General features: G+C 40.1%; 9 protein-coding genes. 5 read left to right on the top strand and 4 right to left on the bottom strand.

Translation table 11 applies throughout. The features are described 5' to 3' along the window. A partial coding sequence (locus FNW02_RS24010; RefSeq protein WP_225225866.1) for a PA14 domain-containing protein occupies positions 1-721 on the bottom strand: 721 nt, incomplete at its 3' end. Positions 722-2,277: 1,556 nt separating this feature from the next. On the opposite strand from FNW02_RS24010, the gene mgtE reads away from it, so the two are divergent. After that, complete coding sequence (gene mgtE, locus FNW02_RS24005) at positions 2,278-3,678, top strand: magnesium transporter (protein ID WP_191759998.1); 1,401 nt, start codon at positions 2,278-2,280, stop codon at positions 3,676-3,678. Positions 3,679-3,740: 62 nt separating this feature from the next. On the opposite strand, the gene FNW02_RS24000 is transcribed toward mgtE, so the two are convergent. Both FNW02_RS24000 and FNW02_RS23995 read right to left on the bottom strand, forming a co-directional pair. Then, complete coding sequence (locus FNW02_RS24000; RefSeq protein WP_191759997.1) at positions 3,741-3,998, bottom strand: hypothetical protein; 258 nt, start codon at positions 3,996-3,998, stop codon at positions 3,741-3,743. Between the two features lie 164 nt (positions 3,999-4,162). Further along, positions 4,163-5,017 carry an SDR family oxidoreductase gene (locus tag FNW02_RS23995; protein ID WP_191759996.1) on the bottom strand — a complete coding sequence of 285 codons (855 nt, stop codon included), beginning with the start codon at positions 5,015-5,017 and terminating at the stop codon, positions 4,163-4,165. Between the two features lie 848 nt (positions 5,018-5,865). On the opposite strand from FNW02_RS23995, the gene FNW02_RS23990 reads away from it, so the two are divergent. The 3 genes from FNW02_RS23990 (at position 5,866) to aqpZ (ending at position 9,088) form a co-directional block, all read left to right on the top strand. After that, positions 5,866-7,467 carry a peptide ligase PGM1-related protein gene (locus FNW02_RS23990; RefSeq protein WP_191759995.1) on the top strand — a complete coding sequence of 534 codons (1,602 nt, stop codon included), beginning with the start codon at positions 5,866-5,868 and terminating at the stop codon, positions 7,465-7,467. A 34-nt stretch (positions 7,468-7,501) separates the two neighbouring features. Further along, positions 7,502-7,780, top strand: coding sequence for a hypothetical protein (locus FNW02_RS23985; protein WP_191759994.1), 279 nt, complete (start codon positions 7,502-7,504; stop codon positions 7,778-7,780). Positions 7,781-8,311: 531 nt separating this feature from the next. Next, positions 8,312-9,088, top strand: coding sequence for an aquaporin Z (gene aqpZ / locus FNW02_RS23980; protein ID WP_191759993.1), 777 nt, complete (start codon positions 8,312-8,314; stop codon positions 9,086-9,088). Here the strand turns inward: aqpZ and FNW02_RS23975 are convergent. Next, positions 9,080-9,271 carry a hypothetical protein gene (locus FNW02_RS23975; RefSeq protein ID WP_191759992.1) on the bottom strand — a complete coding sequence of 64 codons (192 nt, stop codon included), beginning with the start codon at positions 9,269-9,271 and terminating at the stop codon, positions 9,080-9,082. The two genes, aqpZ and FNW02_RS23975, sit on opposite strands and share 9 nt — an antisense overlap. A 77-nt stretch (positions 9,272-9,348) precedes the next feature. Between FNW02_RS23975 and FNW02_RS23970 the strand changes: the two genes are divergently transcribed. Beyond that, positions 9,349-11,106, top strand: a complete 1,758-nt coding sequence (locus tag FNW02_RS23970) for a protein kinase domain-containing protein (RefSeq protein WP_191759991.1) — start codon at positions 9,349-9,351, stop codon at positions 11,104-11,106. The last annotated feature ends 26 nt before the right edge of the window (positions 11,107-11,132 follow it).

The following is an 11,132-nucleotide window of genomic DNA, read 5'->3' as shown; positions in this document are numbered from 1 at the left end:
AGAAGGTATCTGCACCTACGGACGCAGCAGGAGAACCGCTACCCCAATCAAAGTTCACCGCTGCATCTGTACGAGTTAGCTTCAGGTTGGTGAAGTCTTTGTTGTCGTAATATTCTCCTTTTAGTCCTTTACCTGTACCTACCGGGGCTGTGGGAGGTGCACTATAAAGTTGTGACTGGGGAATAATTTCCTTGGTCTGAGAAGAACTTGACCAAGCGAGTTTAGCAACTCCTTCATATCTATCTTCGTAGTACTCCATCTTAATGTCGTACTTCTGACCTGCAACCAATGTGATTGTGCCGCTAGATTCTGTCGGGCGTTGGTTAACAAAGTTGTTGATAATTTGTTGACCATTCACCGACAGTCGCACACCATCATCAGCAGTGGTGTAGAAGGTGTAGGTTTCGCTGTACTTGGCTTCTACCTGACCTGTCCATCGCACTGAGAAGGTATCTGCACCTACGGACGCAGCAGGAGAACCGCTACCCCAATCAAAGTTCACCGCTGCATCTGTACGAGTTAGCTTCAGGTTGGTGAAGTCTTTGTTGTCGTAATATTCTCCTTTTAGTCCATTTCCACTAGAGAGCGCGCTATCGCTAGCTCTAGCGGTTACGACTGATTTTTGTTCAGTTGTATCTAAAGGCGATTGAGTAGCAACTACCGAGCTAGTTGCATTAGGGTCTAATAGAGTATTAGAGTTAGGACTTACAAGATTATTCATTGAGATATATGCCTCATAGCTACATTAAAACTGACACCCAAATGAATACTTTAGGGTGAGTTTTAAATTGATTTCTTTGTAAAAATAAACGCCAATCTATAGTGTTGTAATTCTAGATTTGAGTTATAAAAATGCTTTTTTAGGAGACGCGCAGCAGTTTATAGGAGGGTAATGCAAGCACACCAACAAAGAAAAAATAGCGTTTGACGCATCATCTAGAACTACACAAGAATTTTGATTAGCCTGTTATCTTAATGACTCTAAAATTTTCCATTCAGTGCCCACTTTTAATTTATTAATAATTTACAATCTTTGGCACGTCAAAAATTAGCTTGATGAATTTAATCTAGTTAAATTCTCAACTATTTATTTACATTAATTATCCAAAATATGACGTGACTATATAATCAAAATATACTTCTGGCTAAAAAAGCAGAAGCTATTTCTACGCACTAACTTACTGAAAATAACTAAATAATAGGGTTAACACTACTATATAATCACTATTTTTGAGAACCCATAATCAAACTAACATTTAAGTGATAAAGGCATAGGAAAAGTAGTGCTTGACAAGAACGAATAAATACTTAGATGCATGAAATCTCAGATTTTGCTATCTTCATGTAAATTCAGTAATTACTAGGTTTTAACTAATTCATTACATATTTGACACTACATGCCAGTACTATGTCTATTTTTTTTAGAAGCATTGTTTAAATATTCATATATATATCTAGTTTTTAAAGCTATATCAAAGTTTTTCGCAGCATTGAATGAAAATAACCAAAATACGGGATAATTACCTGTCTTTTGGATAACAAATATAATAAGTATATAAAAATTTTATGAAGAAAACTGTTGATATTTGAAGATTAAAAAAACACTGTTATTATTCGGTTGGTTGAGCACCATGCCATTTCAGCTACATCTCAATAATTTTTATAGTTCAATATTATACGACTATATTATGTGCTTTTAAGTAGCTGGGTACAAATAAACATAATTATGATCAAATCACTGTACTAAAGCTTAAAGTTTATAAAAAATAAGCCTTTTACTTTTAATTGTTTATTTTCCATTAACGTTTAATTGTGCCTATATATTGAATAATTTTGTAATTTTTGGACTTAGAGGATATTTTAAAAGTCCTTCTGTAGACGCTTGTGCGGCTACTCTACGAAAAAGCTAAGGGCGAACCCGCAAGGTGTGGAGCAAAACGCAAGGAAGAATCTAGGGTTTTGGGTACATACTGAGTGCTTCTGGAGTAAGACGCTGCTTTGTGGCTTGCTTGTCTTTCAGGAGTGGATACTACCCTTCAGGAACCCTAGGAGCGATCGCTGTGTACCCTAACAGCATGAAACAAAAACCCTGTTAAACTATCCTTTAACAGAGAAACTTCGATTTTTAGGCGGTTGAAGGTACTAATTGAGATTGGTGCTGTCATACCATTTCACGAAAATAACGTAGGAAAAATCACAAGTTTGACGTTGTACATTCCCACTTTCCCCTAGACTAAGGGCAGCAACTTTGTTCAAACTGGCTGAGGAAAGTAAACTTTGACTGAGACAAACAATTTAACCTTGTCCCTCCAAAATGTCTCACGCAGGGAATTGCGAGATTTAGTGCGAACTCAGCTGCAAATGCTGCTGGAAGTGGAGGATTTGCAGGGAGCAAAAGCGATTCTAGTACCTGTCCAACCTGCGGATATTGCCGAGGCGATTGAGGGTTTGCCAGAAGCAATGCACGCTTTGGCTTTTCGCTTGCTTTCTAAGGATGAAGCAATTGAAGTTTATGAACATCTTGACTACAGCGTCCAAGAACGGCTAATTGAAGAACTCAGAAGTCAGGATGTGCGTGACATTGTAGATAAAATGTCGCCGGATGACCGAGCTAGGTTATTTGATGAATTACCGGCAAAAGTCGTTAATCGCTTGCTAGAACAACTGAGTCCAGCAGAACGCCAAGCTACGGCCCAACTATTGGGTTATGAAGCTGATACAGCTGGGCGAATCATGACGCCAGAAGTAATGTCACTAAAAGAAAATTTTACGGCATCTCAAGCACTAGAGCGGATTCGCAACTTAGCTAATGCCAGTGAAATGATTTACTACCTTTACATTACTGATGCGGCAAGGCATTTAACAGGGATTTTATCACTGCGTGAGTTGGTGACGGCTCAACCGGAGCAAACTATTGGCGAAATTATGACGCGTGATGTGGTGTTTATCCACACTGATACAGATCAAGAAGAAGTTGCAAGATTAATTCAGAGATATGATTTTTTAGCTGTGCCTGTGGTAGACCGAGAAAATCGTCTAGTGGGTATCGTCACTGTGGATGATGTTATTGATATTTTGCAGCAAGAAACCACCGAGGATATCTATGCCTTGGGTGGAGGTGTGCAGTCGGGCGGTGACAACTACTTTCAAATGAATTTACTGGAAGTTGCTCGCAAACGAGTTGTGTGGTTATTAGTATTATTAATAACTAATACCATTACAGGCACAATTATTAAGTCACAAGAAGATCTTTTGGCAAAAGTAGTAGTATTGACTGCATTCATCCCTTTACTGACTGGTACTGGCGGTAACGTAGGTGCTCAGTCCTCTACAGTAGTAATTCGTGGGATGAATACTGATGAAATCCGATCGCTTGGAGCGTTACAGGTGATTGGAAGGGAAGCGATCGCCGGGGCGTTGCTGGGAGTTATGTTAGGTACGATCGCTACTGTCTGGGCTTACTTTTTACAAGGACAGTTAGAGGTAGCGATCGCTGTAGGCTCCAGTCTAGTAGCTATTTCTCTTTTAGCTTCTATTTCTGGTTCTGCACTGCCGTTTTTATTCCGCTTCCTCCGCCTAGATCCTGCATTAATGTCAGCACCATTTATTACTACAGCAGTTGATGTAGTGGGCGTTTTGATTTACTTCAATTTAGCGCGGGTAATTTTGAAATTATGAAAATAGTCATTAGTCATTGATCATTAGTGAAGAAAAAACTACAAAGGATAAATGACTAATTTTTACAATTCTGAAGGTGTATCTGGAGCAACGATTTCGCCAGTACCCAATTGTAGTATCAAGTCTTGGTCGGTAATCAGTTCGCTGAGTTCTTTTACTTGCAAATTCATTTCTTCACAAGCTTGTCTGAGTTCTCTTGCAAACTTGTTGAGATCATCACCATAGCCACATTGATAGGCAGCTGTTTCAATTCCCTGCTTAGCATTTGCTCTAGCACAATCTACTAGTTCTGTGCCATGCAATGGTGTAGGAGATGCCATAGACGTAGTTGTTATTTCTTGTGTTTGCTGTTAGACAGCTTACCAGTCTTTATGTATGAATTCATCTCTCCAATGGATGAAAATGGACATATCATTAAGAGTAAAAGTGAGGAATTCAAAATGCAAATTTTGTAGTTCCTCACTCTTAATTATTATTTTTTTGCTTAACCGTTGACTACTTCTCCACCATTAGGATGTAATACCTGACCAGACATATAAGAAGCGTCATCAGAAGCTAAAAATACATAACTGGGAGCTACTTCTTCAGGTTGTCCAGCTCTTTGCATTGGTACTTGTTTACCAAAGTTTGCAACTTTTTCTTCAGGAAAAGTTGCAGGAATTAAAGGTGTCCAAATCGGCCCAGGAGCCACAGCATTGACGCGAATACCCTTTTCAATTAAATTCTGAGAAAGGGAACGAGTAAAACCAACGATCGCACCTTTTGTCGAAGAATAATCAAGTAGTTGCGGACTGCCTTTATAAGCTGTTACCGATGTTGTATTGATGATAGAACTGCCTTCTTGCAAGTGCTTGAGTGCAGCTTTGGTTAAGAAAAACATAGAGAAAATATTAGTGCGGAAAGTTCGCTCTAACTGCTTTTCGCTGATATCTTCAATACTTTCTTGCGGATGCTGTTCGGCGGCATTGTTGATGAGAATATCGAGTTTGCCAAACTCATCCACTGTTTGTTGTACAGCTTGCTGACAAAAGCTTTCATCGCCAATATCACCTGCTATGAGTATTGCACGACGTCCTTGTTTTTCTACCAAATTTTTTGTTTCTTTAGCATCATCATGTTCGTTAAGATACATAATGGCTACATCTGCACCTTCTTTAGCAAATGCGATCGCTACGGCACGACCAATACCACTATCTCCACCCGTAATCAATGCTACTTTGCCTTTTAATTTGTCACTTCCCCGATACTGAGAATCTTCGGCTTTAGGTTTTGGCGTCATTTCTGACTCAACGCCTGGTAATTCTTGACTTTGTGGTGGTTGTAATGTTTGTTCTGCCATAAAACTATTCCAATAGTAAAAAAGAACCGATAATTGACAAATTCCCAAAAGTAAACCTTGGGTTGATTCAACCCAAGGTTTACTTTTTGCTTTGGCTCCCACTTGCCATTTGCAACTTTAGGTGTTTCCACCCCAAATACCTACCAAACGTACTAATTACTGCAAACTGTACGTAACTTTGGTTATTTATCCTCACTCCAGACACCCATTTTTACTCTGACCACGAAAACAAGTACACAACTTTCTGAACGATGAAGGATTTATCCTTTTCATCTATTTTTAAGTTAGCTGTAAATACTGCTGAATTTTATCGCTCTCTAGAGGTAATCCATGCTCAAATTTAGTCAACCTTAAGATGTAAAATAAATTAAGAAAAATTATGTCATTTGAAATATAAAGTATGTTTTTTATCTTTATATGTAAGTCTAGTTTTAGGTGATCAGCAATATATACTTTAACCTTCCCAGTTATAGGTTCAAAAATAGCTGAATTATGCTATTTTCGTTAAGATTAATTTAGGTCTATATATTCTGAGAAGCTTACAGCACATTGCCGCCAAGATTCTCTAGAATACCGACATCAACAAATTTAGTGTTAGGCATAAGTGTATTTAATTGGTAAATTCGCATACTAGTATTCTGGACTTAAGGGAATTTCCATTATTTGATATTCAACGTTTGGGACTGTTTAAGCGATCGCTAAATCTATAGTTTTGTCTTTTGTTTAGAAGCAGAGACAAATTTTACAAAAAGATACACTTTCAGTGTTGAATATTAGCACTTCCAAATTGGGGTTTGAGATATAGCACAGTAGTAAAGCAGTGTTGGAATTAGGATGGGAAAAGGGTTATGACAACAATTAATCTTTCAGAATTAGAGCAGTGTGATCAGTTTCGTCATTTGCAATTAACTTTGCGCGAACGCTGGAAAACTATCGAGTTATTTGACAATAGCGAGGCAGATATTTTAGTTGTTCCCTCCTTGAGTATCGACCAGCGCGAACTCCAAAAAATTTCAGGCTGTGAACATTATGAGGAACGATTACTATTTTCTTTAATGCGCTTACGGAATCCCCGAACTAGGCTGATTTATGTCACGTCAGTACCACTGCATCCCAGTATTATTGAATACTATTTACAACTTTTACCTGGAATACCCTTTTCTCACGCTCGTAATCGCTTGCTGCTACTTTCTACTTATGATTCCTCTCTTAAACCCTTAAGTCAAAAGATTTTGGAACGTCCACGTTTACTAGAGCGAATTCGTCAAGCTTTGAGGCTGGAAAAATCATTTATGATCTGTTATAACTCAGCGTCATGGGAAGGCGAATTGTCTGTAAAATTGGGTGTACCACTTTACGCAGCTGCACCAGATTTGCAGATTTGGGGTAGTAAAAGTGGGAGTCGGCAGATTTTTGCTGAAAGTGGAGTACCACATCCAGATGGCAGTAAAAAGGTTTGGAATTCCGCAGATTTAGCAGAAGTTGCTGCTGAGTTGTGGGAACGTCAACCGACATTACAACGGATAGTAGTAAAACTCAACGAAGGCATTTCTGGAGAAGGGAATGCGTTGCTAGATCTAAGACCAATTGCAAGTGTAGCACCAGAGCAAAGTTCTCATGCCGAAAGGGTAGCAACAATTAGCGATCGCTTTTCAACTCTGCGCTTTCAAGCTAAACAAGAGACTTGGGAGAATTTTTCGGGACGGATTCCTGAGCTAGGCGCAATTGTTGAGGCATTTGTAGAAGGGGAAATTAAGCGCTCGCCTAGCGTTCAAGGACGAATCACACCCACTGGCGAAGTGGAAATCCTTTCAACCCACGACCAAATTCTCGGCGGGCCAGACGGTCAGATTTATCTTGGTTGTCGATTCCCTGCTGATGAAAGCTATCGGTTGCAATTACAGCAATTGGGGTTAAAAGTTGGCAGAAAGCTTGCAGAAAAAGGCGCTTTAGAGCGATTTGGAGTAGACTTTATCACTGTTGATCAAGGTAAGCAAGGGTGGGATATTCAGGCGATCGAAATCAACCTGCGAAAAGGCGGTACTACTCATCCTTTCATGACCCTGAAATTATTAACTAATGGTCGCTATGACCTCTCCACAGGCTTATTTTATAGTCAGCAAGGTCGTCCCAAATACTACATTGCCACCGACAACCTGCAAAAAGACCGTTATCGCGGATTATTACCTAATGATTTGATGGATATTATCGCTCACCACAGACTGCATTTTGACAGTGGGACTGAGACAGGAACAGTCTTTCATCTCATGGGTTGTCTTTCTCAGTTTGGCAAATTGGGATTAACTAGTATCGGTGATTCCCCACAACAAGCAGAAGAAATTTATAACAAAGTCGTCAAAGTTTTGGATGAAGAAACTCGCAGCAACAATAGGGATTTACCCTTGTTTTCCGATTACGCTTTTCCCGTTAGTTGGGATGGATATGAATAAAAGACTCCACCTATAAGGGGGTGGAGTTTGGGGAATGGGGGAGCTACTACAAAGACAAGGGACTCCCCTCAAAGTTCTACTGTGGCGTACACAAGTCCCGCCTAAAAATTTATTTCTAGTTATTTCTAGGCGGGATATTGCTAGAAGCCATACTTGGATATGTGACAAAAATCTGGGTAATGACAAGGCTCAAATAGGAGAAGCATATACCAAAATATCAACACTAATTCGACTTGCATACACCACCGCAGCCCGAAAATTAGGGCGGCAGCCTGTGCCCGAATGTCACGAAGATAAGCTGTTATTGAACTAAGGAAGCCAGGAGAGTAACAAGTAATTATTAATAAACTCTTACTATTTTAATAACCTTAGATACGCTTATTTCTTTATCTCCCCTAGTACCTCCGCTCAAGAACAGTTTGTCTAAAAAAATAATTAAACAAAGACATGAATTTATTTACTTTATATTTTTTAACAAACAAGCCAAAAAAGTTAAAATATCAAAATCCTTAAAACATTTGTGTGTTTTTTGATTATTTGATTTTTTTTGGTATCTTTTACTTTATCACTACGATATTCAAAGTACTTCTAAAAGTATCGAGACATAGCAAAAAGTAATTAAAACTTCCTAAGTCAGTCTTTTTATGAGGTGACTTGAAGTTTACATTGCTTGGTGAAATTTTTGTGCGAAATTACTCTAAGTTTCCTATTTTGTGGATTTATCATAACTAAGCGACTTGATAGCTTCCTAAAAATAGGAACAACTCAAGCACTGTTCAGCATGGCTACAAGTTTAAGGTATTTACTTTCTCATCTGTAGTTGAATCTAAGGATTGTTCTAAATATGCCTCTTGTAAAACGTTGTTTAGCCGAATTTATCGGCACTTTTTGGCTTGTTTTGGGTGGCTGTGGTAGTGCTGTTTTAGCTGCCGCATACACGGCAGATGCCGCAAAAATCAGCGAGAGTACTTCTTTTCCATTGGGTATTGGATTAGTGGGCGTATCTCTAGCATTTGGGCTTACTGTCCTTACAGGGGCTTATGCACTTGGTCATATTTCTGGTGGTCATTTCAACCCAGCTGTGTCTTTTGGACTGTGGGCAGGAAAGCGCTTTCCGGGGTCAGATCTACTACCTTACATTGCCTCTCAAGTGCTCGGTGTATTTGTTGGTGCTGGGATTATCTATCTAATTGCTAGCGGTAAAACTGGATTTGTCCTTAGTGGCTCTAATCCACTTGCCACTAACGGCTATGGTGCTCATTCTCCAGGTGGTTATACGCTGTTTGCTTGCCTGATCACTGAAGTTGTGATGACTTTTATGTTTCTGCTAATTATTTTAGGTGTGACTGATCGCCGTGCTCCCCAAGGACTTGCGCCACTTGCAATTGGTTTTGGACTAACCTTGATTCACCTAATTAGTATTCCTGTAACTAATACCTCGGTAAATCCTGCCCGCAGTACTGGAGTTGCTCTGTTTGCAGGGACGGAACTTTTTTCCCAAGTATGGCTATTCTGGATAGCTCCTATCTTTGGAGCTATTTTAGCAGGATGGTTTTACTTAGCTGTATTTAGTGAATCGACAGTAGAAGAACCGCAGCAACTCAAGAAGGAGTTAGTCTAGTTGCAATGAGGCTGCGATCGCTAATGCTCCTATGACTAATTCGTAATTGCTAATTCGTAATTCGTAGTTAAGTTGCAATGAGGCTGCGATCGCTAATGCTCCTATGACATCTAAGGAAATTCGAGCATCCCGCCAGAAACTCAGTATGAAGTATACCGAATTGTCGTAATTATTGGGCGTCAAACGATTTGACGCTCAACATAAAATATTTAAAAGCAGAGAAACGCTAAAATCAAGTCAGCCTTTGTATTGTAGCGGTTGTGTCCCACATCACTCAGAGTGCGGTTCACTGCATAAATCCTGACTGTCAACGTCCTTATCCTCAACCTTGGGGAAACAAATTTTGTAACAGCTGTGGCGCACCGCTACAGCTGTTAGACCGTTATATCCCATTTCAGCCTTTAGGTTCAGGAGGATTTGCTCAAATTTACACGGTTTGGGATGAAAAAACTCAAACAGAGAAAGTGCTGAAAGTGCTAGTGGAAGATTCACTAAAAGCACAGGAATTGTTTACCCAAGAAGCAGCGGTTTTAAGTAGTTTGCAACATCCGGGTGTCCCCCAAGTTGATGCTGATGGGTATTTTCAAATAAATTTGTTCAGTCCCAAACAGCGCCGACTAGCTTGTTTGGTGATGGAAAAAATCAATGGGCAGACTTTAGAGGAGATATTAAAAAGTTATCCTCAAGGGTGTCCTGAAGATTTGGTGTTAAACTGGTTCACCCAAGCTGTGAAGATTTTACAGGTATTGCACAAACGCCAGATTATTCACCGTGACATCAAACCTTCTAATTTAATGCTGGGTACTACTTCGCCAAATTTACCCATAGTTCAAAGAACAAGTGGCGATCGCTTAGTACTAATTGATTTTGGCGGCGCAAAACAATTTAGTACAGCAATGCTGCGTCGAGAGTCTAGTTCCACTCGGCTATTTTCTTCTGGCTACAGTCCACCGGAACAAGTGACTGGGGGAAATGTGGGCCCAAGTGCTGATTTTTATGCCCTTGGTCGAACGATGATTGAATTACTAACGGGCAAATATCCGCCGCAGTTGGAAGATCCACAAACTGGGGAGTTGCGCTGGCGTACTGGGGTGAATGTCAAACCGCAACTAGCAGATTTACTAGATGAGATGGTACGAGATGATGTGCGATCGCGTCCAGCAAATGCAGCTATTATTCAAAAACGTTTAGCGAAAATTTTCAGAGCATCACCACAGCAAGGGTTGTTTTCCCAATTGCGAGACACTGTTAAACAAACCTCAACGCAAGCATCCCAAAAATTTGCACTGATAATACAAGCTGTTGAGCAAGCTTTCGCCAATTTTAATCGAGCTGTTGGTAAAACTACTCGTTTTGTAGTGAAGACGATTTTTAAAGTTTTACAAGCCTGTTTAGCAACAATTTGGGCGATGATGCTGACTAGTCTCGGTGCTTGTTTAGGTGCGATCGCTGGTTTTATTTTGGCGTATCGGACAAACTTGGGCAATCAAGTTGTGGGATTTATGGTTTATCAGCTAAATCAATTAGTTCCCAATACTCAACCTGACTTGGGAGCTGATATTCTGGTTTTCGTCGCAGCAGGGGTAGGAACGGCTTGGGGACTAACGCTGTCGGGGTGTTTTGGGCAACGGCGGCGGTTCTTGGTGGCGTCGCTGATAGCTGTGATTAGCTATGGCTTCGGGTGGTTGGTTTTTCAATTAATCACACCAAAAGATAGCGGTGAGGGCTTGGTGGCATTTATTTTAGTGGCTGTTTGTCTACTAACTTTGAGTTTAGGTCTTCGCAGCCATCACATAGTTTACGCTGTGGTCGCTTCCTTTGGCACGGCGATCGCCTTTGCAATTTCAATTATTTTAAAGTTGACACCGCCTATCTGGCATTTTTCTACTCAGCCTGGTTGGTCTGAGTTATGGCTACCTCTAGCTTTTTTTGGTCTTGTAGGCGTCTTCCTGAGCTTTTGGTTGGGGGTAAGTTACTACTTAATTATTCCTGGGTTGCGTCTTTTGGGATGGCGTTAATCATATATCTAAAAACAAGATCCCCC

This window comes from Komarekiella delphini-convector SJRDD-AB1 (genome assembly GCF_014831675.1).
GTDB lineage: Bacteria > Cyanobacteriota > Cyanobacteriia > Cyanobacteriales > Nostocaceae > Komarekiella.
The sequence above is the reverse complement of the archived record's forward strand: the minus strand, read 5'-3'. Positions and strand labels throughout refer to the sequence as shown.

Excerpts from the sequence above, each read along its gene's own strand:
- aqpZ (WP_191759993.1), top strand. The coding sequence starts at position 8,312 with ATGCCTCTTGTAAAACGTTGTTTAGCCGAATTTATCGGCACTTTTTGG.
- FNW02_RS23985 (WP_191759994.1), top strand. The coding sequence starts at position 7,502 with ATGGGGGAGCTACTACAAAGACAAGGGACTCCCCTCAAAGTTCTACTG.
- FNW02_RS24000 (WP_191759997.1), bottom strand. The coding sequence starts at position 3,998 with ATGGCATCTCCTACACCATTGCATGGCACAGAACTAGTAGATTGTGCT.
- FNW02_RS23995 (WP_191759996.1), bottom strand. The coding sequence starts at position 5,017 with ATGGCAGAACAAACATTACAACCACCACAAAGTCAAGAATTACCAGGC.
- FNW02_RS23990 (WP_191759995.1), top strand. The coding sequence starts at position 5,866 with ATGACAACAATTAATCTTTCAGAATTAGAGCAGTGTGATCAGTTTCGT.